This window comes from Novosphingobium sp. BL-S-32, from assembly GCF_056857055.1.
Map to the genome: position 1 here is coordinate 3,497,761 of NZ_CM166476.1, position 24,032 is coordinate 3,521,792.

Annotated in this window: 21 protein-coding genes; 3 read left to right on the plus strand and 18 right to left on the minus strand. The window is 66.3% G+C overall.

Annotation, left to right across the window (positions count from 1 at the left end; all coding sequences use genetic code 11):
• Window positions 1-3: 3 nt before the first annotated feature.
• On the minus strand, window positions 4-861 hold the full coding sequence (gene ku, locus AC1VVK_RS16460) for a non-homologous end joining protein Ku (RefSeq protein ID WP_482903816.1): 858 nt from the start codon (window positions 859-861) through the stop codon (window positions 4-6).
• 283 nt (window positions 862-1,144) lie between these two features.
• Between ku and AC1VVK_RS16465 the strand changes: the two genes are divergently transcribed.
• Both AC1VVK_RS16465 and AC1VVK_RS16470 read left to right on the plus strand, forming a co-directional pair.
• Complete coding sequence (locus tag AC1VVK_RS16465; RefSeq protein ID WP_482903817.1) at window positions 1,145-1,948, plus strand: hypothetical protein; 804 nt, start codon at window positions 1,145-1,147, stop codon at window positions 1,946-1,948.
• Between the two features lie 270 nt (window positions 1,949-2,218).
• Window positions 2,219-3,229, plus strand: coding sequence for an endonuclease/exonuclease/phosphatase family protein (locus tag AC1VVK_RS16470; RefSeq protein WP_482905187.1), 1,011 nt, complete (start codon window positions 2,219-2,221; stop codon window positions 3,227-3,229).
• 2 nt (window positions 3,230-3,231) lie between these two features.
• Here AC1VVK_RS16470 and AC1VVK_RS16475 read toward each other — a convergent pair whose 3' ends face one another.
• Both AC1VVK_RS16475 and AC1VVK_RS16480 read right to left on the minus strand, forming a co-directional pair.
• Window positions 3,232-4,356: an aminotransferase class V-fold PLP-dependent enzyme gene (locus AC1VVK_RS16475; protein WP_482903818.1), complete on the minus strand. Its 1,125-nt coding sequence runs from the start codon at window positions 4,354-4,356 to the stop codon at window positions 3,232-3,234.
• Window positions 4,353-5,099 (minus strand): tryptophan 2,3-dioxygenase family protein, encoded by a 747-nt coding sequence (locus tag AC1VVK_RS16480; protein WP_482903819.1) that lies wholly within the window; start codon window positions 5,097-5,099, stop codon window positions 4,353-4,355. Before AC1VVK_RS16480 ends, AC1VVK_RS16475 begins: the two co-directional genes overlap by 4 nt.
• A 132-nt stretch (window positions 5,100-5,231) precedes the next feature.
• On the opposite strand from AC1VVK_RS16480, the gene AC1VVK_RS16485 reads away from it, so the two are divergent.
• Window positions 5,232-5,696 carry an Lrp/AsnC family transcriptional regulator gene (locus AC1VVK_RS16485; protein ID WP_132384998.1) on the plus strand — a complete coding sequence of 155 codons (465 nt, stop codon included), beginning with the start codon at window positions 5,232-5,234 and terminating at the stop codon, window positions 5,694-5,696.
• A gap of 179 nt (window positions 5,697-5,875) precedes the next feature.
• Here AC1VVK_RS16485 and AC1VVK_RS16490 read toward each other — a convergent pair whose 3' ends face one another.
• From AC1VVK_RS16490 to AC1VVK_RS16560, 15 genes are all read right to left on the minus strand, one after another.
• Window positions 5,876-6,847, minus strand: a complete 972-nt coding sequence (locus AC1VVK_RS16490; RefSeq protein WP_482903820.1) for a glutathione S-transferase family protein — start codon at window positions 6,845-6,847, stop codon at window positions 5,876-5,878.
• A gap of 158 nt (window positions 6,848-7,005) precedes the next feature.
• Window positions 7,006-10,203 carry an autotransporter outer membrane beta-barrel domain-containing protein gene (locus tag AC1VVK_RS16495; protein ID WP_482903821.1) on the minus strand — a complete coding sequence of 1,066 codons (3,198 nt, stop codon included), beginning with the start codon at window positions 10,201-10,203 and terminating at the stop codon, window positions 7,006-7,008.
• Window positions 10,204-10,520: 317 nt separating this feature from the next.
• Window positions 10,521-12,923: a TonB-dependent receptor gene (locus tag AC1VVK_RS16500; RefSeq protein ID WP_482903822.1), complete on the minus strand. Its 2,403-nt coding sequence runs from the start codon at window positions 12,921-12,923 to the stop codon at window positions 10,521-10,523.
• A gap of 4 nt (window positions 12,924-12,927) precedes the next feature.
• Window positions 12,928-13,854, minus strand: a complete 927-nt coding sequence (locus AC1VVK_RS16505) for a FecR family protein (protein WP_482903823.1) — start codon at window positions 13,852-13,854, stop codon at window positions 12,928-12,930.
• A 38-nt stretch (window positions 13,855-13,892) separates the two neighbouring features.
• Entirely contained in the window at window positions 13,893-14,420 is a 528-nt protein-coding gene (locus AC1VVK_RS16510; RefSeq protein ID WP_482903824.1) for an RNA polymerase sigma factor, read from the minus strand.
• Window positions 14,421-14,547: 127 nt separating this feature from the next.
• Complete coding sequence (locus AC1VVK_RS16515) at window positions 14,548-14,955, minus strand: DoxX family protein (protein WP_482903825.1); 408 nt, start codon at window positions 14,953-14,955, stop codon at window positions 14,548-14,550.
• 141 nt (window positions 14,956-15,096) lie between these two features.
• Entirely contained in the window at window positions 15,097-15,789 is a 693-nt protein-coding gene (locus AC1VVK_RS16520; protein WP_482903826.1) for a YoaK family protein, read from the minus strand.
• A gap of 12 nt (window positions 15,790-15,801) precedes the next feature.
• A complete protein-coding gene (locus AC1VVK_RS16525; protein ID WP_482903827.1) occupies window positions 15,802-17,166 on the minus strand; it encodes an alginate export family protein in 1,365 nt (454 codons plus the stop codon).
• 177 nt (window positions 17,167-17,343) lie between these two features.
• On the minus strand, window positions 17,344-17,772 hold the full coding sequence (locus tag AC1VVK_RS16530) for a DoxX family protein (RefSeq protein ID WP_482903828.1): 429 nt from the start codon (window positions 17,770-17,772) through the stop codon (window positions 17,344-17,346).
• Between the two features lie 3 nt (window positions 17,773-17,775).
• Window positions 17,776-18,669 carry a glyoxalase gene (locus AC1VVK_RS16535; RefSeq protein WP_482903829.1) on the minus strand — a complete coding sequence of 298 codons (894 nt, stop codon included), beginning with the start codon at window positions 18,667-18,669 and terminating at the stop codon, window positions 17,776-17,778.
• Between the two features lie 164 nt (window positions 18,670-18,833).
• Window positions 18,834-20,678 (minus strand): amidohydrolase, encoded by a 1,845-nt coding sequence (locus AC1VVK_RS16540; RefSeq protein ID WP_482903830.1) that lies wholly within the window; start codon window positions 20,676-20,678, stop codon window positions 18,834-18,836.
• Window positions 20,679-20,710: 32 nt separating this feature from the next.
• The gene (locus tag AC1VVK_RS16545; RefSeq protein ID WP_482903831.1) at window positions 20,711-20,956 is read right to left on the minus strand and encodes a DUF1427 family protein; all 246 of its coding nucleotides are present in this window, start codon (window positions 20,954-20,956) and stop codon (window positions 20,711-20,713) included.
• A 39-nt stretch (window positions 20,957-20,995) separates the two neighbouring features.
• Complete coding sequence (locus AC1VVK_RS16550) at window positions 20,996-21,832, minus strand: alpha/beta fold hydrolase (protein ID WP_482903832.1); 837 nt, start codon at window positions 21,830-21,832, stop codon at window positions 20,996-20,998.
• Window positions 21,833-21,975: 143 nt separating this feature from the next.
• Window positions 21,976-22,635, minus strand: coding sequence for a hydrolase (locus tag AC1VVK_RS16555; RefSeq protein ID WP_482903833.1), 660 nt, complete (start codon window positions 22,633-22,635; stop codon window positions 21,976-21,978).
• 402 nt (window positions 22,636-23,037) lie between these two features.
• Window positions 23,038-23,967 (minus strand): LysR family transcriptional regulator, encoded by a 930-nt coding sequence (locus tag AC1VVK_RS16560; RefSeq protein WP_482903834.1) that lies wholly within the window; start codon window positions 23,965-23,967, stop codon window positions 23,038-23,040.
• Window positions 23,968-24,032 lie beyond the last annotated feature (65 nt).

Here is a 24,032-nt window from a genome sequence, read left to right on the forward strand (position 1 = left end):
GGCTCAGGCTCGCTTGCGGCTGCGCGGGGAGGCGGTCTTCTTGGCGGGCGCCTTCTTCGCGGTGCTGCCACTATCGCCCACCGATTTGCGCAGCGCCGCCATCAGGTCGATCACGTTGCCCTTGCCGCCACTGGCGGGCTCCTCGACATCCTCGAGCACGCGCTTGTTCGATTTCGCCTTGGCCTTCTTGTCGATCAACCGGTGCAGCGCATCGACATAGCGGTCGTGGAATTCGCTCGCATCGAATGGCGCGGTCTTCTTGTCGATCAGGGTGGTGGCCAGCTCCAGCAGGTCCTTGTCGGGCTTGGCATCGCCCACGTCGCGGAAATAGTTCTGCGCCTTGAGCACTTCATCGGCATAGCGCAGCACTTCGAGCACCATGCCGCGCCCGCAGGGCTTGAGCGAGACCAGTTGCTCGCGCCCGCGCACCGCAAGCTGGCCGATCCCGACCTTGCGGCTGGTGCGCAGCGCCTCGCGGAGAACCGCATAGGCTTCCTCGGCCAGATCGTCGGCGGGGACCACGAAGTAGGGCTTTTCGTAATAGAGCACGTCGATCTCGTCGGCCGCCACGAACTGGACGAGTTCCAGCGTGCGACGGCTCTCGATCCTGACCGCTTCGATCTCCTGTTCGTCCAGCAGCACGTAGCTGCCTTTCGAGATTTCGTAGCCCTTGAGGATCTCGTCGCGGTCGACCGGGCCGATGCCGGGGGCGACTTTCTCGTAGCGGATACGCTTGCCGCTGGGCTCGTGGATCTGGTGGAACTGGATCGCGGCGCCCGACCGCGTTGCCGGATAGACCTCGACGGCGATCGAGACGAGCGCGAGCCTGATCTGTCCCTGCCAATATGCGCGTGCGGCCATTGCCCAGTCCTTTCGGCGAGATCAGTCCTTTCGCCGGGATAAGCCGTCAGAAGGGGCGGGGTTCCCATGCGCTCCGGCGAAGGACTGTCGTTGAACCATCATCAAACGGTGATCGATCCGTCATCTGACTGAATTATCGGAAGGTGGCGGGCGGCCTGTTCCTGCCGGGACGCAACTTGACCGACGAACCTGTCCGCCTTTACCCCGGTGCCATGCGCGACTGGACTATTCCCAACGACCGCTATGGCCGAACGGTCTATGCTGGCATGCAGGCGAAATTCTGATGAGCATGTTTCTTCTTCTCGCTGCCGCGCTGACTTCGGCTCCCCAAGTTCCTAAACCGCCGCTCGCCGCCACGGAGCTGCGCCGTATACCCGCCGAGGAAGCGCGGCAGGGCGCGACGGCCGGGCACGGTTCGGTCTATGCGATCGATAATCACGCGATCGGTCGATACGACGCGAACACGGGCAAGCGCGTGGCCCACTGGGAGGGCGATCCGGCCCGGTTTCCGCATATCAATTCCTGCGAACTCAATGGCCGCGATCTGGTCTGCGCAGCGTCGAACTATCCGCATGTGCCGATGAGCAGCGAAGTGCTCTGGTTCGATGCGACAACGCTGGAACTGCGCCGCACGGAGTCGCTTGGCCACGGGCACGGTTCGCTGACATGGGTGAGCCGTCATGGCGGCGCATGGTACGCCTGCTATGCCAATTACGACGGCAATGGCGGCGAGCCGGGCCGCGATCATCGTTACACCACGCTGGTCCGCCTTGACGACAAGCTGCGTGAGACCGGGGTCTGGACGTTCCCCGACAGCGTGCTGGAGCGGTTCTCTCCGCGCAGCGCCTCGGGCGGGGCCTGGGGCGACGATGGGCTGCTCTATGTGACCGGCCACGACCGACCGGAGATGTACGTCCTGCGGGTTCCCACCAGAAGCGGCGTGCTGGAGCACGTGACGACGATCGCACTGCCCACCGATGGACAGGCTATCGGCTGGGAGCAGGGCGAAAACCGTGTGCTCTGGTCGATCGAGCGCAAGAGCACCGAAATGGTCGCCAGCCGGGTGCCTCCGGTACTCACCCGATAAATTCCGCGCCGCTCTCCGGATCACTCCGGATAAGCGGCAGCGGCGACGTCATGGGTTTGCGGCTCGCGAGTGCGAGGGCGTAACCGAACTGACGCCGTTTCATCATCACGTCGTCAAGCCGGTGGTCTAGCGCGCACGCGGGCGGAAACCCGAATGTGGGGAGCGACGATGTTGGAATATACCGGTCCGGGGGAATCTGCGGGGGCGCAGACTACTCTTGAGGCAACGAAGAACCGTAGAGCACGGACGAGCAGGGCGTATGTGGCAGCAATGCTCTTCGCGATGGCGATTGTGGCGGGGCTGGTGTTGGACGCGTTCCTCAGCCAGCCGGCCGTCGCACTGCCGATCACGGTAAACCCGCTTCCGACCGGGATGCGCGGCGATCTTTCGGTCATGACTTATAACGTCAAGGGCCTGCCCTGGCCGCTGGCGAGCGGGCGTCCGGAGGCGCTGGCGGCAATCGGCCAGCGTTTGGCGCAATTGCGTCGGATGGGCCGCCAGCCGCAGGTCGTGGTCTTGCAGGAAGCCTTCATTCCCGAAGCCAAGGCGATTGCGCGCGAGGCCGGATATGCGTTCGTGGCCACGGGCCCGCAAGGCCGCCCGGCGCCGAATGAGGATCAGGCGGCGACGCGGGCATGGACCTTGGGCGAAACCGGCGAGGCCCATGTCGATAGCGGTCTGGTGGTGATGTCCGACCTGCCGATCCGCCGCGCCGAGCGTGCGGCATTCCCGGCAGTGGCCTGCGCGGGCTATGACTGCCTTGCCGCCAAGGGCGTGTTGGTGGCCGAGCTTGCATTGCCCGGCGGCGGCACGGTGCGGGTGGCGACCACGCACCTCAATTGCCGCAAGGCTTCGGGCACGAGTTCGCAGCGCAGCGACGCGGCCTATGCGCAGCAGGCGGCCTTCCTGAGCAATGTACTGGCCCGCTCACGCGCCGATGGCGTGCCGACGATTCTGGCCGGAGACTTCAATCAGGGCCAGCGGCCGGACCGGATCGCGATGCTTCACGGCGCGCTCGACAAAGTGCCGGGCGCCGAGCGCGAGGATGCCCTGAGCCGTCGGTTTGACGCCGATCCCAGCGGGATGGCGCGGCTCACCGATGCGCAGTGGATCCGCCACAAGGCCCGCGACATGCAGTTCACGTTCGACGGCAGCCCCGCGCGGCTGATGCCGGTGGGGATCGAGATCCCGTTCGGCACCGAGCCCGATGGTTCGATGCTCTCCGACCACATGGGCTACACGGTGCACTACGCGATCCGGCGCGGCAGCCAGCGCGCCTGAGATCAGCGGGCGGGGGTTAAGGCAACTCCCGCCTCACACAGGGTGCGCGCAAATGCCCGGGCTTCCTCCGGCCGGTTCCAGCCGTGGAACGAGGCGCGCAGGATCGCCCCGCGGAAATCGTGCGCGAAGCCGGCTGCGCGGAGCGCCTGCGTTGCAACGGTCGGATCGTTGCAGGTGAGGCACAGCGTTCCGCCTCGCTCGCTCCAGTCGAGCGATTGCCCGGCTTCCTCCTCGAAGGCGGCGATGCAGGCGCGGTTGTTCGCCAGCAGTGCGTGCTGTCCGATTGCCAGCACGGTGCGGATGCCCTCGGCGGCCACCGCGAAGGGAGCGACCGAGGGCGTGCCGCCCTGAAAGCGCCGCGCGTCGGATGCGTAGCGGAAGTCGCGGATATTGAAGGCGAAGGGGGTCTCGTGCGCGAACCAGCCAACGTCGAGCGGTTCAAGCGCAGGAATCCGCTCTGCCTGCACATGAAGATAGGCCGCGCCGGGGCCGCCACAGAGCCACTTCACGCAGGAACCGATCATCGCATCGACCCCCCATTCGCGCGCGGCAATGGGCAGGATTCCGGCGGACTGCGCGACATCGACGATGGAGAGCGCGCCGTGCTTGCGGGCCAGCGCGGCGATCTCGGTAATCGGAGAGACTAGCCCGCTGTTCGAATGGACATGCATGGCGATGATCGCGGCGACTGAGCCGTCGCAATGGCGTTCCCACGTCGCGGGATCGGAGGGATCCTCATGCGCGGGGATAAAGCGCGGCGTCAGCCCGAGGCCGGCCAGCGGCGCGAGCACGAAGCCGACCGTTGGGAAGGCCTGTTCGCTCAATAGCACCACGCCTTTGCCGGGCTCCGGGCGCAGACCCGAAAGCAGCGTGAACAGCGCCGCCGAAACGCTCGTCTGCGGAGCTATCGTTGCGGCATCGACGCCCAGCAATGCGGCCACGGCAGAACGGAAGCCCTCGATGGTGTCCAGCCAGTTCGCCCAGGCATCGCCGCCAGCCGTGCGCCACGGGGCGAGCATGCCAGCTTCCAGCGCCGGACCCGCCGAGCGCGGCAGACAGCCGACCGAATGGGCGAGCAGATAAGGCCCGCCCTCGGGCAGATGGAACAGGTCGCACGTTTCGGTCATGCCGCGTCGGCTTTCCCGATGCTGTCTCGCACGCGGCCGTAATCGTGGCCCCAGTCGTCGGTCATTTCCACGCGCACGTCCCAGAGCGCGGGGAAGAAGCGGTGCTTCGCGCCTGCCTGCAAGAGATCGACCGAGCGGCCCTTGAGTGAGGCGGAGCCCATGCCGATGGAACGGTGGATCAGGAAGATGTGGTGCCAGCGGAACTTGCCGAACAGCTCGTCCAGCTCGATCAGCGCTTCGGCGAGCACATAGGCCTCGTCATGCGCGAAGCCCTGATCGTAGATCTCGCGCACGGTGCGGCCGGCGCCGGAAACGTAGGCCTTGTCGAACGTGTGCCACAGTTCGGGAACGATGCGCAGCAGCACGCGGAAACCGGGCGATTCCTGCCCACTGCCATTGCCGAGCTGAAGCCGGATTTCCTGATATTCGCGCGGGGACATCGTTTCCAGCAGGTCGAGCTGGGCCGTCATCAGCCGCATCAGCCGGTGGCAGCGACCGAGCAGCGTATTGGCGCGCAGGGCCTGCTTCGCGGCGATGCACTCGTCGATATCGAGCACGGTCGAGGCGATCAGCTTCATCCAGAGTTCCTCGACCTGATGGACGATCTGGAACTGCAACTCGTCGGCATTGCACAGCGCGTCCCACGGTTTCTGGCAGGCGAGCAGGCTGTCGGTCTTCAGATAGACCTCATAATCGAGCGCGGCGGGCGCCCCGAGCTGTTCGTAAACCTTGGCGCGATCCATGACCTCTCCCCTTATGCAAGAACGAGGACGATAGCAGTCTACGGGCGAAACATTGGTCTTGATTGGACGGCGATTGCGGGCGTTCGGGGAACGGAATAAGGAGATTTGATAATTCTGGAGAACAATCGTTCCATGCCCGACCTCGATCCCGTCGATATGCGCCTGCTCCGCGCTCTGGAGCACGACGCGCGGCTTTCCTTCGCCAGCCTTGGCGAAGTGGCGGGGGTCTCCAAGACGCCGAGCTGGAAACGGGTGCAGGCGATGGAGAAAGCAGGCGTGATCGCCGGCTACCGCGCGGTGATCGATCCGGCGGGTATCGGGCTTTCGACGAGTGCCTTCGTGCAGGTCTCGATCGAGTTCGACCGGCATGAGGCCTTCGAAAGCGCGGTGCAGGACGAACCTGCGGTGCTCGCGTGTCATGCGACGGTGGGGGATTTCGACTACCTCCTGCAAGTCGCCACGGCGGGTGTTCCCGAACTGGACGACCTGCTGCGCAACCGCCTGCGCAGGTTGCCGGGTGTGCGTCATTTCACTACCACTCTTGCCATGCGCGACGTGAAGCCGCGCGCTTACCTGACGGATGCGGCGAAGGGGTGATACGGGGCACGCCATACCCGCACCGCTCGGCGGAAAACCCGAATAACCCTCGTCATTGCGAGCGCAGCGAAGCAATCCAGAGCGGCTTGGCACGCCCCTGGATTGCTTCGCTAGGCTCGCAATGACGAGAGGGTGGGCGATTCGAGTTCCCTCCGAAGTGCCAAAGTAGAGGGGCCCGCTCACCCCCGCCCATGCGGTGTATCGAGGTCCAGAATCGGCCCCACCGGCACGATCCCGGTCGGATTGATGGTGCGGTGGCTCTGGTAGTAATGCCCCTTGATGTGCTGGAAGTTCACCGTGCCCGCCACGCCCGGGGTCTGGTACATATCGCGCAGGAACCCTTGCAGGTTCGGATAGTCGGCGATCCGGCGCAGGTTGCATTTGAAGTGGCCGACATAGACCGCATCGAAGCGGATGAGCGTGGTGAACAGGCGGATGTCCGCCTCGGTCATGGCCTCGCCGACAAGGAAGCGGCTGCGTGATAGGCGCTCTTCCAGCCAGTCCAGACTGTCGAAAAGCGGGCCCACCGCATCCTCGTAGGGTTCCTGCGATGTGGCAAAACCGGCCTTGTAGACGCCGTTGTTGACGGTGTCGTAGACGCGCGCATTCACCGCATCGATCTCCGCGCGCAGGGCTTGCGGATAGTAATCGCCCGCCTTGGCGCCGAGGCCGTCGAACGCCGAGTTGAGCATGCGGATGATCTCGGAGGATTCGTTGTTGACGATCGTCCCCGTCTGCTTGTCCCACAGGATCGGCACGGTCACCCGGCCGGTGTAGGCGGGGTCCGCCTTGACGTAGACCTCATAGAGATTGCGCGCGTGATTGACGCTGTCCGGCACGACGCCCGGCGCCGGATCGAACGTCCAGCCGCGCTCCAGCATCAGCCAGTTGACCACCGAGACGTCGATCATCGCCTCCAGCCCTTTGAGCGCGCGCATGATCAACGTGCGGTGGGCCCATGGACAGGCAAGGCTGACGTAGAGGTGATAGCGTCCGGCCTCGGCTTTGAAGCCGCGTCCGCCTTCCTGCGTGGGCGCGCCATCGGCGGTCACCCAGTCGCGGAAAGAGGAGTCCTTGCGCACATAGCGGCCGCCGGTCGATTTCGTATCGTACCAGACATCCTGCCAAACGCCGTCGACCAGCTTGCCCATCGCCTTGCCTCGTTCCAATCGGGGGGAGGGGCAGCATCGGCCATTGGCGACGGGCTGTAAACCGGCCCGATCAGGAGAAAAAAGCGAAAAGGGTGCGGCGCGCCGACGCAGGGGTGGGGATGACGTCGGCGCGCCGCGGCGGCACGATGGCGAGGGGCTTAGAAGCCGATCGCCACCGAGCCGCGCAGGGCAAGATTGGTATGGCCGTGGCGATCCTCGGCCGAGAGTTCGCCCAGCATCGTCAGGCCCACGGTGCCGCCGATGGCACGCAGGCGCGCGAACCAGCCGCTCGTCGCGTCGTCGCCTTCGAGGCGGAAGTCCTGCCCGCCGTCGAAATGCGCGGTGGTTGCGCCAAGGCCGCCGCTGACGATCTCGCGCCAGCCGCCCTCGGTTTCCATGCGGAACCAGTTATCGTCGCGGCCCGCCGCGGTCATGAAGTCCACGCCCACGGTCATCGCGCCGTTGACGCCCAGTTCGTCGCTGGTGCGCGAGGCCACGGTGAGGTCCAGCGCCTTGCCGCCGCCGGTCTCGGTATAGCCGTCTTCCTTGAGGCGGACGTAATCGACCGAGACATTCGGGCGGAAGTAGAGGTACTTGCCGCCGCCCTCCCACGAAGCGCCGCCCGCGAAGGTAACGAAGTTGCCGTTCCAGTTGCCGTCGATCGTGCGGTTGACGGTTTCGCTGCCGGTCGTGCCGCTGAACTTGCGCGCGCTGTCATAGCTGCCAAGGCCGACCGAGGCGCGAGCATAGCCCGCCAGCGGGCCGCTCTGGCCGCGCCAGTGGCCTGCGAATTCCCACGAGTTCGACTTGATCTCGCTCGCCGGACCGCGCGTGTAGCGGTTCCAAAGGTAGGAGAACGTGCCGCCGAAATAGCCCACATCGGTCGCGTATTCGCCGCCCAGCGACATGGCGTAGCCCTGAAGGTTGTAGGCGGCGGTGGCGCCCGCGTTCTTGTCGCTGCCCCAGAACGAGAGGTTCAGGCGCGTGGTGAAACGGGAATCGCCGAATACCGGGCCCTGAGGGTCTTGAAGCTGGCGCGTGAGCGTGCGGGTGCCAAGGCTGATGCCCTCGAACGCGCCGCCCGCGTGATCGGGCAGCATCTGGGCGACTTTCTCGCGGAAGGTGTCGCCGTCGGTCACGCCAAGGAATACCTTTTCGATAGCGTCGTCCTTGCCGAGTGCGGCGAAGACTGCGTCATAGGCCGTGGCCTGCGAGCGGTTGAGGCCGAGTTCCGCCACCGTGCGGCGGGCCACGTCGACGACGATCACGTTCGCGGGTGCGTCCTCGTCCAGCGAGGCCTTGAACATGAAGGGGACAAGGTCCGTCGCGGCCTTGAGCTTGTCGCGGCCGGTCAGCGTGCCGGCGGTCAGGACCTGATAGCTGCCCTCGGCGGTCGAGACATCGGCAAGGCGGATCGAGAGCTTGGCACCGTCCGCGAAAGCGGCGGTTCCGGCCACGGTGTAGGCGGAGCCAAGGCCCGCCGCCTTGTCCAGCGTTACCGCCAGAACGCCGCCCGCGCCGACATCGAGCGAGCCGATCGAGGCCGGCTTGTTGACGTCCAGCGTGCCGCCCGAAACCTTGACCGTCAGCGCGCCGGCATTGGCGAGCGCGCCGGAGAACACGGCGGTATCGGCCAGCGTCAGGGTGTCCGCGCCGCCGCCGAAATCCGTAGTTCCGGTGTAGCGGGACGTGCCCGCAAGGGTCATCGTGTCGCTGCCCGAACCGAACGTGACGTTGCCTGTCTGCACCGCGTCGCCCGAGAGCGCTAGCGTGTCATTGCCGCCACCTAACGTGACATTGCCGGACATAGTGCCGTCGGCGATGGAGAAGGTGTCGTTGCCGCTGCCGAGGCGCACGTCGCCGGTGATGGCGGGGGCGGCGAAGCCCGATGCGACTTGCGTCTGGCGGATGGTGACGCCGCTGGTGTTCGCCGAAAGATCGATGGCGACATTGCGGCCGCTGTCGGCCTTGGCGCCGGTAGCGGAGATCGTGCCGCTGTTCTCGATCAGGTTGAGGGTACCGCTGGCGTCGCCGATGGCTACGGCGGTGCCGGTCTCGCCCACGACCGCCTTGATCGTGCCCGAGTTGCGCAGGGCGGGCAGGCTGGCACCGGCCTCGACCTTTACGGCGGTGGCGATCGAGGCGGCGGTGTTGCCGCTGGTGGCCGAGATGGTGCCGCCATTCAGGATCTGCGGCGTGCTGGCGCCCGCGCCGAGGCGGATCGCGGTGGCGGCGGCGTCCTTCGAGGTGGCGGTGACCGAACCGGTCACGCCGATGCCGTTGGCCACGGTGACCTTGCCGCCAAGGCCGCCGATGGCGAGGCCATTGCCGTCGATCCCGGTGTAGACGCCGTTGCCTTCGATCCCGCCCTCGATCTGGAGGCCGAAGCCGCTGGCTGTGCCGGCTACCGCGCCGATGGCGATGTCGCGATCTGCTGCGCCGATCACCATGGCGGGTGCCTTGCCGTAAGTGACGACCTTGGCCGAGCCTTCCTTGGCGTCGTCAATGCCGTCGCCGTCTTCGTCGGCCTTGTTGGGATCGCTGTCCTTGGGCGGCACGGCGAGCACGATGCCGCCGGTGACATTGCCGCCGATCACCAGTGCCGAGCCGCCTTGCAGCAGGTCGTCGGCGTCGAGCTTCGAGGGATCGGCGGGGGCGGTGGTATAGCGATAGCCGGTCGAGGCGATGTTGCCCTGCACGATCATGGCCCCGGTCACATCGCCGCCGAAGTGCGCGCCGACCGAGTTGGCGCCCTGCGCCGTGACCGAGCCTGCAAGCCGCACACTGCCGTTGATCGCGCCGGTTTCGATGCCGACCGAATTGTCGCCAAGGACGTTTGTCGTGCCGTCATGCGTGAACGCACCGTTGAGGGTGCCGCCCAGCGAGATGCCCGCCGAATGATTGCCTTCGACCGTGATCGTGCCGCTCTGGGTGAGCTTGCCGGTGCGATCGCCGTCAACGCGGATGCCGGTGCGGTTCGAGCCGAGCGCGAAAGGCCCGTCGAGGTCGCCGTCCTTGTCGGTATCGGTCGCGGTATAGGGCTCGTCCACGGTGATCGTGCCGGTGTTGACGATATCGCCGCTGGTGCCCGCGAGCGCGCGGATGCCGATGGCGCCGTCGGCATTGCCGACTGCCAGAGCACCGGCATTGGTAACGCCGTTGCTGCTGTCCATCGTGATCGCCGTGCCCGACGAGAGCACGACCGAGCCGTCCTTGGTCACATTGATGGCATCTGCGGCGCCGTTCTTGATGGTGGAGGTGAGGAGGGGCGTGGTCTTCTTGGTCGACACATCTTCCGCATGCGCGGCCGTCGCCACGGCAAGCAGCGCAGTGGAGGCAAATAGGTAGCGAGGCATCTTCGTCCCTTCAGATCGATCTCGAAGGGGAAGACGGAGGCCCTGCGGCGGGGCCTTGAAAATAATTTCGGGCGCGCGGATTTCGCTCTAACTTGGCCTCCCAGACCTCGTCGTCCCCGCGAAGGCGGGGACCCCGCTTGTTCTTGCGGCTGGGCGAAAAGGAAGCGGGGCCCCCGCCTTCGCGGGGGCGACGGAGTGTTGTTTGGCGCAGGGTGGTTTAGCGAATGGCGATTTGGCCAAGGCCGTTTTGGCCAAGGTCAGTTTGGTCGGGGCCGGTTTGGCGAATACCGCCTCGTTATGCGGCTATCGGCGCGACCTCAAAACTTCGCGTCGAAGCCCAGCCGCACCGTGCGCGGGCGCAGCGGCGTCACTTGCTCGCGCCCAGTGGCGAGCGGGGTGCCCAGTGCGAAGCGGTTGCCGCGCTCGTCGGCAAGGTTGGTGACGCTCAATGTCACCCCGTATCCCGGCGTGCCGAGACGAAGGTCGAATCCGCTGTCGAAATAATCGCCCTGCAACATGCCGAGGTCCGGCCCGATCCCGAGCCGCGACTTGCCGAGGTAGCTGGCCCAGGCATTGCCCGAAATCGCAAGATCGCCGTCCAGGTCGTGGTTCCACGCCAGCGCAGCGCGTCCGGCGAAGCGGGCGATATTGGGCACCTGCATCTGCAAGGCCTGCACTGTCGCCGCCGCGTAGAAGTACTTCATCTCCGCACCCGGCTCGGGCTTGTCGATCCGGCTGCGGTTGAACGCCGCGCCCGCCTCGAAGCGCAGTCCCTCCACCAGTTTCACCCCGGCTGAGACGCTGGCCGACCAGACGCGCCCATCGCCGATATTGGCGGTGCTGGGCAGACCCGCGCTGTCGGTGAAGTCGGCCTGGATGTCGCGCCAGCGGGTGTAGGACAGGCTGACTGCTAGGTCGAACGGGCTCACCCCCGCGCGGCCGTGGCGGGCGCCCATTTCCACGGTGCCGGTACGGTCGTTGCGGAAGCGGCGCACATAGTCGCTCTCGATGGCGAAGCCGCCGGGGCGGAAGCCTTCCTGATAGCGCATGTAGAACTGGTCCTCGCCGGAGAACGCGGCGTGGAGCGCCAGCGCAGGCAGGAACGCGGTGAAGGTGCGCTGGGCGGTCGTGTTCCGGGCGGCCATGGCCAGCGCCACCAGCGGTGAAAGATCCTCTCCGTCGCCGCCCAGCCGGGCGTGGGTGAAGCGGCCCCCGGCCGTGGCCGTGAAGGGACCCGTCAGATGCAGGCTCGCCTCGCCGTAGAGCGTGAATTCGTCCACGGTATTGCGCACCCCGGTCGCGCTGCTGCGGAAGGTCTGTTCCTCGAATTCGCGCGTCAGAGTGGTGCGGTTGCGGGTGTAGCTGGCGCCGACCAGCCAGCCGAAGCCATGGCGCTCGGGCTGCCACAGCCGCGTCTCGTGCGCGATCATGCGCGTGGCGTTGTCCTGCTCGAACAGGCGCGGCGGGCCGTCGGGCGTGCCTGCGTCATAGCGTTCGTGGAGGTTCTGGCGCACGGCCCCGGTGGTCGAGCGCAGTTCCAGCCCGCCGATCCGCCCGGCGACGACCAGTTGGCCCAGCGCATAGTCGGCATCCGATCCTTCGCGCACGCGGGCGGAATTCTCCAGCGGCGCGCCGCCGCGATCGGCATATTGGCTGTCCGCCGCGTCGATCGACTGGGCAAGGCCCATGACGTCAACGGTCCAGTCCGGTGCCACCCTTACGCGCAGCGCGGCGCGGCCGCCGAGGACATCGGTGCGGTTGACGTTCTTGCGCCCCATCAGCGGCTTGTCGATATAGCCGCCGTAGCTGGCCGTATCGAACGTGGCGCGGAAGGCGGCGGTATCGGTGACCACGGGCAGGTTCACGGTGGCGCTGAGATCGGTGGAAGGCGCGCCGTGCTGCGTGAGCGCGCCGCCCAGGATGATCGAGCCGCCGGTCGTGTCGAACACGGGAGGATTGGGTACGAGGCGGATGATCCCGCCCAGCGATCCGGCGCCGTAAAGCGTGCCCTGCGGTCCCTCCAGCACTTCGACGCGGGCAAGGTCCGAAAGCCGAAGGTCCGGATCGGGCGCGTTGTAGGTGAGGCGCATGTCGCCGATGTATTGCCCCACGGTCGCCTGTGTCGGCCCGGTGAAGCTGGAATCGGCGATGCCGCGAATGAACAGCTTGTTGCGCCCGCTGCCAAGCTGGGTGGAGGCGACCGTGGCAAGGCGGCGCACGATCTTCTCGCTGCCGCCGACGCCGCCTGCCGTCAGGCTCTCGCCGCCAAGGATGGTGACTTGCGAGGGGACCTGATCGAGCCGCAAGTCGCGCTTGGTGGCGGTGACGACGATGGGCTGCGGTGCGGACTCGGGCTCCGGGCGATGGACCGGTGCCGGTTTGGCGGGCGGCGTTTCGGCAATGACGCGGCGCGGTTCGGGCGCGAGATCGAGCCGCCATGCGCCTCGGCCCGCAGATACCGCGCGGGCGCCGGCCGCACGGGCGAGGCGGGCAACGGCCTCATGCGCTTCCATCCGTCCGCGCAGGGCCGGGATGCGGCGGCTGGCGAGCCGGGGATCGGCGATGACGATGCTGGTGCCGGTCTGCCGCGCGAGTTCGATGGCCGCGTCGCTCGCGGTCCCTTCGCGCGTCGCCACAATTGCCGGTTGCCCCGGCGCTTGCGCAGCGACGGGCAGCGGCACGGCAAGCGCCGTCAGGCAGAGCAGGAACGCGCGGCGCATGGTTTCAGGGCTTGCCGATCGTCCAGACCTGGCCCTCGTGGCGGACCTGTAGCCCCAGAAGGGCGCCGATCATCTGCGGATCGTCATGGATCGGCGTGACAAGGATCGAGCCCGAGACGGGGGCATCGGAACCCGGCTGCGCGGCGAAGGCAATGCCGGTCGCGCGGCTCAGCCTTGCGGCGACTTCGGAAAGCGGGGCGGCGTCGAAAGTCAGGCGGCCCTCGCGCCACTCACCCACTTCGCGCGGGGGGACATGGCCGACCTTTACGCTGCCTGCGTCGGCGATGAGCCGGTCTCCGGGTGCGAGGCGCAAGTTCTCGGCCTTGGGGTTGTAGCCTACCGCGCCTTCGGCCACGCCGACGCTGAGCCGGGCGTCGTCGCGCGACACCTCGAACACGGTGCCGAGGTCCACCAGCGTGGCCTCGCCCGCCTCGACATGGAACGGGCGCGCCGCATCATGGCGCACGGTGAACAGCGCCTGCCCCTTGTCGAGCACCGCAAAGCGCGGGTCCTTGCGGTCCAGCCGGACCACCGTGCCGCCGGCAAGGTCTATGCGGGTGCCGCTCTCGAGTTCGACCGTGCGCATCTGCCCCGGCGCGGTTTCCAGCGAATAGATCTCGCGCGAATGGGTCTGCCAGAACCAGACGCCGCCTACCAAGGCCAGCGAGGCGGCAATCGCGCTGCCCAGCCAGATCCGGCGAGTGGGCCGGGCGGCGGGGGGCTCGGCATGGATCCAGGCGTCGTTCGCGGGGGCGGCGACGGCAAGTTCGGCCGCCTCGGCCACGGCAAGGTTCACCGCGTCGTAAGCGCGCCCGTGCGCGGGATCGGCTTCCAGCCATTGCATGAAGCCTTCCCAATCGTCGAAGCCGGGCTCTCCGGTCAGCACCGCCCAGCGTGCGGCGGCGTCGCGGATCATGTCGTCATTCGCCATCGCGCAGTCCTCCTGCGGCATTGACGGAGACGTTCGGCTCAAGCCTCATCGCGTCGTTCCTTCCATTCGCCGAGCGCGCGATAGGCAAGTCGCAAGTCGCTTTCCACCGTGCTGAGGCTGACGCCCAGTTCCGCCGCGACATCGCGCTGCGCCATGCCGTCTATGCGGTGGCGGCGAAAGGCCGCGGCCACGCGCGGGCCAAGCCCGTCGAGCAGCGCGATGACTTCGGCCGCCTCCTGCGCGGCGGCGACGCGGCGCTCGGGCGAGGGATCGGCGGCAATGCCGGTGGCGGTATCGGCATGGACCTCGGTCCAGTCGCGGTCGCGCTTGTCGGCCTGTCGCTGCGAGCGGTAGCGGTCGATCATCAGCATGTCCGCCATGCGCATGAGATAGCCCAGCGGATTGGCGATGGGGCCGGGGCGGCTGGCGGCGATCCGCAGCCAGACTTCGTGCAGCAGGTCTTCCGCCGCATCGCCCGCGCCGCGCGCGCGCAGAAAGCGCAGCAACGCATCGCGATGCGCGAGGAATGCCGCTTCGAGGCCGGCTCCGGGAGAGGGCAAAGTCACGCGCAGGGCTGTCAGTTCTTGTAGTCGCGCGCCCCGGATAGACGTTCCCGCTGCCGAGGGGAAGGCACATGCGAAAGGGGCGGACCCTGTCGGATCCGCCCCTTCGGTTTGCCGGGAATGGTAAGGCTCAGATGCGGCCCTTACCGAAGGCGACGATCTGCAACAGGCCGCCGGCCATCGCCACGTTCTTGAAGAAGTGGATGAACTGGTTCTGGTCGGCGAAGTTGTTGTGGAAGAAGGCGGCGGTGACGAGGCTGAAGACCGCAAGCACCGCTGCGATCGTGCGCAGGCGATAGCCGGAGATCAGCAGCAGTCCGCCGACCACTTCGACCAGTACCGCGCCGGCCAGTGCCAGTGTCGGGAAAGGCAGGCTGACCGATGCGATATAGGCAGTCGTTGCGGCCGGAGCGGCCAGCTTGGAGAGGCCCGAGAGCACGAAAATGGCAGCGATCAGCACGCGGCCGACGAGCGGCAGGGCGCGGACCAGCGGAGCTTCGGTGGTTTCGGAAGTGAAGGTCTGGGTTGCGGTGTTCATGGCGGATTTCCCTACTTTGCAGTTATGGGCGCCGGTCTTTCCTCATCCAGCGTCCTTCGATGGACCGGTTATGCGGGGAAATCGTTTTTCGGAAAATCCCGATAAGTTTGTTTGATATGTTCTGGAAAATAGAAAAGATATTCAGGCGACGTGCGGGTGGGCTGCTGCCGGATGGCGCACGCAGGCAAGAGTTGCGACGAACACGACCACGCCCGCAAGCGCCAGCGGTGCCGAGAGGCCAAAGCGCATCACCATGACGGCGCCGACCGCCGCTCCTGCGAAGATCGCGAAGATCGCGGCCAACCGTCGCACGAGATTAGGCGCGGTGCCGCCGGCCATGCGGGAATCGGCGGCGATGCCGGTGATCGTGAGCGTCAGCACCGTGGTCGTGAGGTCCGGCACCTTGAGCTGGCGGATCGTCGCATTGCGAAAGCCCATGGCGATCGCGGTCAGTGCGATTACTGCATAGAGCGCGGGCTTGGGCGAAAGCGTCGCCGGATCGTATCCCAGCGCCACCCAGGCCGCGATCCACAGCAGCGTCGCCTCGATCAGCGCCGCCCATGTGAGCCAGTGGCGCAAGGGGCGCGGCGAGAGCAGCTTGCCGGTGCGCCCGGCGATCAGTGCGCCGCCGATGAAAGCGCCCAGCGCCACCAGATAGGGCGCGACCGAGAAGCCCGGCGTGCCCGCTGCGGCAAAGCCAAGAAACACGATATTGCCGGTCATATTGGCGGTGAAGACTTTGCCGAGCCCCAGCACGCTCACCGCATCGACAAGGCCGGTGGTGGACGACAGCAAGAGCAACAGGCCGGGAAGGGGAGAGGAAGGCTTGTCCATCGGGAAGGGTTCCTAAAACCGGAAGTTGCTTTCGAGGCCGAGCATGCGGATCGTTTTCGCAGGCCCGGTATCGCGGATGAAGGCGCCCGGCGCAAAGGCCGACAGCGAGGCGGAAAGTTCGAGTTCGGCAGTGGCCTGCCACGCGACGGTGGCTTCCACTTCCTTGCCGATGAAGCGGGCGCGGCTATCTCCGGCATCGCGGATCAGGTTGCCCGGGATGTCGTAGATCCCGTCCTCCCGCGAATGACGCCAATAGGCCATCGCGGCGAGGCTGGCGGAGAGATCCGGCGCCACTTGCAGGCCGAGCGAGGAATAGGCGTTGACGATGTTGTAGGGCCCGACCGGCGAAAGCTCGCCGAAATACTTGCCCTTGGGGAACAGCGCGTTGAACGTGCCGAGGCGGTTGTCGGTCCTGTCCTGGTCGCCGCTCACCACGTTGACGCGCATCGTCAGGTCCGGCGCCATCGGGGCGTCCGGGAAGGCATGGCCAAGTTCGCTGCCCAGCGTCCAGGCCGAGATCGGGCCATCTGCGAAGCGGCCGAACTGGTAGACGCCCTCGACATTCCAGTGCCAGTCGTCCCGCGTGCCGTGCCAGCGTGCGCCGAGGCTGTGGCGGGTTTCCGTACCTTCGCGAGTGCCCCAATGCGCGGCGTCGTTGCGGTAGCCGAGGTAGTAGAGGTCGAGCCCCGGCAGCGTGGCGTAAGCGCCCCACAGCGATTTGTCGGGCGAAGTGCGGTCGTTGAAATCGCCCTTGCGCGCCTGCACGGGCTTGAATGCCAGCAGGCTCACTTTGGCCGCGCCCAGTTTTACGTCTGCCCGCAGGCCGTCGAAGGCGAGCGGTACGTTGGGGCCATAGCGCGTGCCGATCAGCCGCTCGGTGCCGAGCGACAGCATCTGCCGTCCGCCGCGCAGGGTGACGGGGCCGAGGTCGGCTTCGGCAAAGCCTTGCAGCAGGTCGAGGCCGGAGCCGTCCACCGGGCTCGGCGAGGGGGCGACGCCGATCGAGGTCGAGGCGATGGGCTGAACGAAGGCGCGCAGTTTGCCGACGTGGAGGTCGGCATAAGGCAGCGCGCGGAACCAGACGTAGCTGTCGTTCGGGGCTTCTGCGCTGCCCCAGAGGTTGTTCTCAAGGTTCTCATTGCGCACCCGCAGTTCGATGCCGGTGGAGAGCCATGCGTCGTCGCCGATGGGGATGTACTTGAACGGGCCGGTCCAGTGGTGGCCGCGCTTTTCGGCGTCGGCGAGGTCGGACCAGTCCTCGTCGTAGCGGGTGATCGAGAGGGTGGGGGCCTGCCAGGCTTCGGTGGGTTCGGCGTGGGCGAGGGTGGGCGCGAAGGCTATGATGGCTGCCGCATGGATCGGCGCGAGGCGCTTCATCGAACGGCTCCTGAATCAATCGGATTAAATCCTCCCCCGCTCGTCCTGAGCTTGTCGAAGGACGCTGGCGCTGCGCTGTGGTCCTTCGACAAGCTCAGGACGAGCGGGGGTTGGGGGAGGGACGAGGGAATGGAAGGAGTGGGGGAAGGGACAGCCGGGGAAGGCAGTGCCTGCGATTCAGGCACTTCGCTTCGCCCGGTGCGCAAGGATCGCCACGAGAACAAATCCGCCCACCAGCCCCATGTGCTCGAAGAAGGCATTGGTGGCGGCGAAGCGCTCCGGCCCCATTGGCATGGTCCAGAAAGCATTGGCGACCAGCGCGGCAAAGAATGTGAACACGCCCAGCATCCCCACGCCCAGCCAGACGAGGCGGCCGCTCAGGATCAGCAGCGGACCGACCAGTTCGACCGCGATGGTCAGCGCCGCCCAGAGCGCGGGCGGGGTCAGGCCGAAGTGGGCCTGTTCCGCCACCGCGCCGGGCCAGTCGGTGAGCTTGGTAACCCCGCCGACGAGGTAGGCGCCCACCAGCAGGAGGCGGGCGAGGAACCCGGTCGGCGCGAAGTCCAGCACCGATGCGACGAATTTTGGAGTACCGGTGCCGGACATGGCTCAGATCGCCTCGTTCGAGTGGATCTCGGCGATATAGCCGCCGGGGAAGCGCACGATGGCGGATTGGCGCTTGCCTGTATCGTAAGGCGCGACCAGCGTTTCCACGCCTGCCGCCGAAGCCTTGGCGAGCGTCGCTGAAAGGTCGCTCACCGCATAGCCGGTCATGTCGCGGCCATAGGGCCAGGGCAGTTGACCGTCGGAGACGTAGACCACCATCTTGCCGTAGCCGCTGTCTATAGAGACGCGGCGGATGGTCTTGCCGGGCTCGCCGATCTCGGCGCCGGAGGCAGCCTTGTCATCGGCCGTGACTTTGGCGTGGGCGAAGCCGGTCCAGCTCTTGATGAAGGTGTCGGCGGCATCGGCGGTCAGGTAGATGCGGTTTTCCGGCACCGTTTGGAGCGGGGTGTAGCTGGGCTTGGCGGTGTGCCAGTAGAGCTGCATGTTCACGCCGCCCGGCCATTGGATCACGGAATCCCGGCCGATCGGATCGGGGAAGGTTTCCAGACGGCGCACCGCGCCATGGCTCTGGGCCGACTTTACGGCGGCGTCGAGATCGGTGACCAGATAGCCGGTGCGCTCGTCACCGAACGGATAGGGGATCGGCGTCTTGAAACCGAAGACCGAGACGGTGCCCGCCGGCGTCAGCACGAGCTGCGACTTGGTGAGGCTCTTGGTCGGCGTCACCTGGAATTCGCCCTGCTTGCTGGTGGTGCCGCCGAAGGTGGCGACGAAGCTGGAGACGAACGTGTCGAACTGGTCCTGCGGCACGTAGACGTGCGTGGTGTCGTACTGGGCACCGACCGAGTAGTCGGCCGTGGGAGCGGCGAAGGCAGGCGTGAGGGTGGGGCTCGCGACCAGCATGGCAGTCGCGATGATCAGGGTGAAGCGTTTCATGTCAGTGGCTCCGATGGGGGAGGGCTGTGCCGCTCGGTCGTTGTCGCAAGACCTGTCTAGGCGGTGACCGAGGATCTATCGATCCGAATAATGTCGACTAATATGTTCGAAATTATGGAATAGTTGCGGCACGGCCCCTCCTCGCCCGAAGGGGCCGTGCTGGATCAGACGGCCCAGCAGCCGCAGCCGAGCGAGCCCCAGAAAGTCTGGACATCGGCGGCAGGAACATTGGCGCCCAGCGCGGCGGCGTGGTCGTGGCCGTGGACGCCGCAGGAACTGGCGCAGCCGCAGGCAGAGGCCAGCTTCTGCTTGGCTTCGGGCGTCTGGTAATAGCCGCCGAACGTGGCGACCGGCGACCAGTCCGGCATCGGGCGCGGCAGCTGCGGGGCGAGCGGGCGATAGTCGCCCTCACCGTGCACCACCTTGCCGCCGAGCAGGGTCAGGATCGAGCGGATGTGGACGATCTCATTGTCGGGCACGCTGAAGTAGTCATCGGAGAGCAGCGCGAGGTCGGCCAGTTGGCCTGCCTTGATCTGGCCCTTCTTGCCCACTTCGTTCGAGAACCAGGTGTTCTCGTGCGTCCACAAGCGCAGCGCCTTCTCGCGGCTGACGCGGTTGTCGCCGCGATAGAGCGAGAGGCCGCCCACGGTGCGCCCGGTGACAAGCCACGAGAGCGAGACCCACGGGTTGTAGCTGGCAACGCGGGTAGCGTCGGTGCCGCCGCCCACGGGGATGCCGGCAGCCAGCATCCGGGCGATCGGCGGCGTGCGTTCGGCGGCCTTGGCGCCGTAACGCTCGACGAAGTATTCGCCCTGATAGGCCATGCGGTGCTGCACGGCGATGCCGCCGCCAAGCGCGGCGATGCGGTCGATATTGCGGTCCGAAATGGTCTCGGCGTGGTCGAAGAACCAGTTGATGCCTTGAAGCGGGATATCCGCGTTGACCTTTTCATAAACGTCGAGCGCGCGGCCGATGGTCTCGTCATAGGTGGCGTGGAGGCGCCAGGGCCAGCGATGCTCGGCGAGCAGGCGGATGACCGGTTCCAGATCGCCTTCCATGCTGGGCGGCATGTTGGGGCGTTCAACGCGGAAGTCCTCGAAGTCGGCGGCGGAATAGACCAGCATCTCGCCCGCGCCGTTGTGGCGGTAGGTGTCGTCGCCCTGGCCCGGCGTGACTTGCTTCACCCAGCCGGAGAAGTCCGCCAGTTCCTCTTTCGGCTTCTGGGTGAAGAGGTTGTAACTAATGCGTACGGTCAGCTGGTCTTCGGCATGGAGCTTCTCGATGATGTCGTAGTCATCAGGATAGTTCTGGAAACCGCCGCCCGCGTCGATCACGCCGGTCACGCCTAGCGCGTTCACTTCGCGCATGAAGTGGCGGGTGGAGTTGATCTGATATTCGGGCGGCAGCTTGGGGCCCTTGGCGAGCGTCGAATAGAGGATCGTCGCATTGGGCTGGGCGAGCAGCAGGCCGGTGGGGTTGCCCGAGGCATCGCGCACGATCTCGCCGCCCGGCGGATTGGGCGTGTCCTTGGTATAGCCGACGACGCGCAGCGCGGCGGCGTTCAGCAGCGCGCGGTCGTAGAGATGCAGGATGAACACCGGCGTATCGGGCGCGACCGCGTTCAGTTCCGCGATGGTCGGCAGGCGCTTTTCGGCGAACTGGTGCTCGGTAAAGCCGCCGACCACGCGCACCCATTGCGGGGCGGGGGTCTTGTCGACTTGCGCCTTGAGCATGGCCATCGCCTCGGACAGGCTGGTCACGCCGTCCCAGCGCAGCTCCATGTTGAAGTTCAGCCCGCCGCGAATGATGTGCATGTGACTGTCGATCAGGCCGGGGATCAGGCGGTGCCCCTTGGCGTCGATCACGGTGGCTTCCGGCGCGGCGGCGCGCACCTCCTGCTCGCTGCCGACGGTCAGGAACTTGCCGTCGCGGATCGCCACGGCTTCGGCCTGCGGGTTCTCGCGGTCAAGCGTGGTGATCTTGGCGTTGACGATGATAGTGTCAGTCATTGGGGGGGAAACTCCGGGAATTCTCAGCTATTTCAGGCGTCTTCGCGGTCGCCGGGCAGGCGGCCTAGCACATGTTCGCGGCAATCGGTGCGGACGAAGTGGGCAATATCCTCGTGCGTGATCAACCGCTTGGCGAGCGGCACGACTTGCTCGCCAAGCAGGATGCCGAGCAGGCCGACAAGGGCGATCACCGGGGGCGCGGGTGAGCGCACCCCCAGCAGTCCATAGATCACGCCGACCAGGAGACCGGCGCCGAGCGAGAGGAGGTACATCTTCATGGCCGATTTCCTTTTCCGGTCGGGTCAGGCTGGATCACGTCAATCGCGAGCGAAGGCGAGCAGGTCCGCATTGAGACGGTCCTGATGCGTCTTGGGGAAGCCGTGCGGCGCATCGGCGTAAGCGATGAGCTTGGCATTGGGCAGGATTTCGGCGGAACGCTTGCCGGTGGTCTCGAAGGGAACCACTTCGTCGCGGGTGCCGTGGATGACGAGCGCGGGGATCTCGATGTGCTTCATTTCCTCGCGGAAGTCCGAGGCCCAGAACTGCTCGACACAGGCGTAGAGCGCATTGATGTCGGCCGCCATGCCCTGCTTCCAGAAGTCCATGCGCCAGCCTTCGCTGCGGGGCGCGCCGCCGCCGCGGTGCATGCCGAAGAACACGTCGGGAAAGTCGAGGAAGAACTGCGAGCGGTTGTCGAGCAGCCACTTGCGGGCGCGGTCGGCCACTTCGATGGGCACGCCGTCGGTATTGCCGTTCACGGCGCCCATCAGCGGGGTGACGGCGCCGAGCAGCACCATCTTGGCGACACGGCCGGTGCCGTCAGAGGCCGCGTGGCGGGTGATGTAGCGGGTGATCTCGCCGCCGCCGGTCGAGTGGCCGACAAGGATCGCGTCGTGAAGGTCGAGATGCTGGATCACCGCTGCCAGATCGTCGGCATAAGTATCCATGGTGTTGCCGGTGGCGCTGGCGTCCGAGCGGCCGTGGCCGCGCCGGTCATGCGCAATCACGCGGAAACCGTTGTTGGCAAGGAACTGCATCGTGCCGTCCCACGCGTCCGAACTGAGCGGCCAGCCGTGCGAGAAGACGATTGGGCGGCCCTGTCCAAAGTCGCGGTAGAAAATGCGGGTGCCGTCGATGGTGGTCACGAAAGCCATGATGCAGATCCTTTCAAGTGTGCGAGCGGGGGAGGTGCGCGAATGGGGAACACCCGAAGGCGTCGCTGAAAAGCGGAAAAATGGGAAGCGGAAAGCGGGACCGGCAGCCGGACGGGGGGTGAGGGCTGCCGGTCCCGAGGGGTTCAGTGGCCGCCTTCGGAGGCACCGAACATGGCTTTGGCGTACTTGATGCCAAGGCCGTAAGCGCCGCCCACTTCGGCTGCGATGCCGGTGGTGGAGTCGTAGGTTTCCGTGCGCGCCCAGTCGCGCTGCAGTTCGAGCAGGTACTGGAGCGAGGTCACCGGTACGGCGCCCAGCTGGATCATGCGCTCCACGGCGCGCTCATGCGCTTCGGGGGAGATGTCGCCGGAAGCATCTGTGATGACATAGGCCTCGAAGCCCTGATCGATGGCCGAGGCGACCGGGCCGACGATGCAGACCGAAGTCCAGAGCCCGGCGAAGACGATGCGCGGCTTGCCGATGCGGTTGACTTCGGCAATCACCGCTTCGTCTTCCCAGGTGTTCATGCTGGTGCGGTCGAGCAGCTTCTGGCCGGGGAAGGGATCGGTCACTTCGCTGAACATCGGGCCGGAGAAGCTCTTTTCCGCAACCGTGGTCAGGATCGTCGGGACCTTGAACGAGGCTGCGGCGCGGCTGACGAGCGCAGCATTGTTGCGCAGCAATTCGGGGGCGATCGACTTGGTGGCGAAGGCCATCTGCGACTGGTAGTCGATCAGGATGAGCGCGTGGTTGTCCGGCGAAAGCAGCGAGTTGCCAGGCTTGGCGGTGGCGGTGATCGTCATCGGGAAGCTCCTTGAGAGAGGCAGCGCTTGCTGCGGTGACTTAACGCTATGAGGATTCGCGTTTTTCAGAAATCCGGATAAATCCGTTCGCATCGTTCTAAAGAGTTGAAAAGATTGCCGGACGGCAGTTCAGGAGCGGGGGGTGATGACGGAAACGCTAACGGCGCGCGCGTTACGGGTATTGTACGGAGTCGACGCAATGGGTGCGCCGGCGGGAGGAACGCTGCCAATGCATCGGCGATGGGGAGAGGGTTGGTGAAGCAAAGCCGGTGCTCCAGAGCGATTCGCAACTGGACCATGGATCGCCCGAGGGCATTGCATTCGTAAGGCAATTCTTGATGGACGGCGCGTTTACTTTGTCCGTTCCGGATCGCGCCGCCCATCGGTCTTCGATATTAGGTGTCACACGTCCGGAAGGTCGAATCCCACCGTGTCAGCCTCGCATTGGGCAACGAAGCGGTCGACCAGCCATGCGGCGGCCGGGCCCGGCGGCGCGTCGCGGCGCCAGATGCCGGCAAGGCGGTAGGTGCCGCCCGGATGCTCGGGCATTTGCAGGCGTACCAGCGTCCCGGCGACCAGATCGGATTCGATCATCGCAAACGGCATATTGCCCCAGCCGATGCCCTGCCGCAGCAGGGCGTGCTTGGCGCCGAGGTCGGCAAGGCGCCAGGTCTTGGGACTCATCACCGAGAAGTCGCGCCCTTCGGTAAAGCGCGAGCGGTCCGACAGGACGAGCTGCGTATATTCGCGCCCGGCGCCCGGCGGGATGTCGGACATGCGGCCCAGCGGATGATCGGGCGCGGCCACGGGAATCATTGCGACCGAGCCGACCGAAACGCTTTCCAGCCCTTCCACGCCCGCGAACAGCGGGCCGGACAGGCCGATGGCGGCCTTGCCGTCCAGCACCATGGCGGTGATCGCGCCCAGTGCCTCCACATGGAGGCGAAGCTGCACAGTGGGGAACTCGGCCGCGAAGGCGCGCAGCACAAGGCCGAGCCGCTCCGCCGGGAACATGACGTCGACCGCCAGATCGACTTCGGCCTCCAGCCCCTCCAGCAGGCCTTTCACTTTGGCACGCAGGCCGTCGATGCCTTCGGCCACGCCGCGCGCTTCGGCCAGCACGGCGCGACCGGCGACGGTAAGCTGCGGCTTGCGGGTGCCTTCGCGGTCGAACAGCAAGAGGCCGAGTTGCGTCTCAAGGTTGGCGATACCATAACTGATCACGGAGACCGCCCGGTTCAGCTTGCGCGCCGCCCCTGCGAAACTTCCGGTATCCACCACGGCCAGAAAGATGCGAAGCTGGTCGAAAGTCGGCGTACCCGGATTACTCACTTATCAACTCCGTCGAATAGTTCAGTCGATTTTATCACTCTGATCAGGAAAGATGGCAAGGCCTA

Excerpts from the sequence above, each read along its gene's own strand:
- AC1VVK_RS16535 (WP_482903829.1), bottom strand. The coding sequence starts at position 18,669 with ATGAAACGCTTCACCCTGATCATCGCGACTGCCATGCTGGTCGCGAGC.
- AC1VVK_RS16540 (WP_482903830.1), bottom strand. The coding sequence starts at position 20,678 with ATGACTGACACTATCATCGTCAACGCCAAGATCACCACGCTTGACCGC.
- AC1VVK_RS16465 (WP_482903817.1), top strand. The coding sequence starts at position 1,145 with ATGAGCATGTTTCTTCTTCTCGCTGCCGCGCTGACTTCGGCTCCCCAA.
- AC1VVK_RS16470 (WP_482905187.1), top strand. The coding sequence starts at position 2,219 with ATGCTCTTCGCGATGGCGATTGTGGCGGGGCTGGTGTTGGACGCGTTC.
- AC1VVK_RS16530 (WP_482903828.1), bottom strand. The coding sequence starts at position 17,772 with ATGTCCGGCACCGGTACTCCAAAATTCGTCGCATCGGTGCTGGACTTC.
- AC1VVK_RS16490 (WP_482903820.1), bottom strand. The coding sequence starts at position 6,847 with ATGGGCAAGCTGGTCGACGGCGTTTGGCAGGATGTCTGGTACGATACG.
- ku (WP_482903816.1), bottom strand. The coding sequence starts at position 861 with ATGGCCGCACGCGCATATTGGCAGGGACAGATCAGGCTCGCGCTCGTC.
- AC1VVK_RS16555 (WP_482903833.1), bottom strand. The coding sequence starts at position 22,635 with ATGACGATCACCGCCACCGCCAAGCCTGGCAACTCGCTGCTTTCGCCG.
- AC1VVK_RS16500 (WP_482903822.1), bottom strand. The coding sequence starts at position 12,923 with ATGCGCCGCGCGTTCCTGCTCTGCCTGACGGCGCTTGCCGTGCCGCTG.
- AC1VVK_RS16520 (WP_482903826.1), bottom strand. The coding sequence starts at position 15,789 with ATGGACAAGCCTTCCTCTCCCCTTCCCGGCCTGTTGCTCTTGCTGTCG.
- AC1VVK_RS16545 (WP_482903831.1), bottom strand. The coding sequence starts at position 20,956 with ATGAAGATGTACCTCCTCTCGCTCGGCGCCGGTCTCCTGGTCGGCGTG.
- AC1VVK_RS16515 (WP_482903825.1), bottom strand. The coding sequence starts at position 14,955 with ATGAACACCGCAACCCAGACCTTCACTTCCGAAACCACCGAAGCTCCG.
- AC1VVK_RS16475 (WP_482903818.1), bottom strand. The coding sequence starts at position 4,356 with ATGACCGAAACGTGCGACCTGTTCCATCTGCCCGAGGGCGGGCCTTAT.
- AC1VVK_RS16485 (WP_132384998.1), top strand. The coding sequence starts at position 5,232 with ATGCCCGACCTCGATCCCGTCGATATGCGCCTGCTCCGCGCTCTGGAG.
- AC1VVK_RS16495 (WP_482903821.1), bottom strand. The coding sequence starts at position 10,203 with ATGCCTCGCTACCTATTTGCCTCCACTGCGCTGCTTGCCGTGGCGACG.
- AC1VVK_RS16480 (WP_482903819.1), bottom strand. The coding sequence starts at position 5,099 with ATGGATCGCGCCAAGGTTTACGAACAGCTCGGGGCGCCCGCCGCGCTC.
- AC1VVK_RS16550 (WP_482903832.1), bottom strand. The coding sequence starts at position 21,832 with ATGGCTTTCGTGACCACCATCGACGGCACCCGCATTTTCTACCGCGAC.
- AC1VVK_RS16525 (WP_482903827.1), bottom strand. The coding sequence starts at position 17,166 with ATGAAGCGCCTCGCGCCGATCCATGCGGCAGCCATCATAGCCTTCGCG.
- AC1VVK_RS16505 (WP_482903823.1), bottom strand. The coding sequence starts at position 13,854 with ATGGCGAATGACGACATGATCCGCGACGCCGCCGCACGCTGGGCGGTG.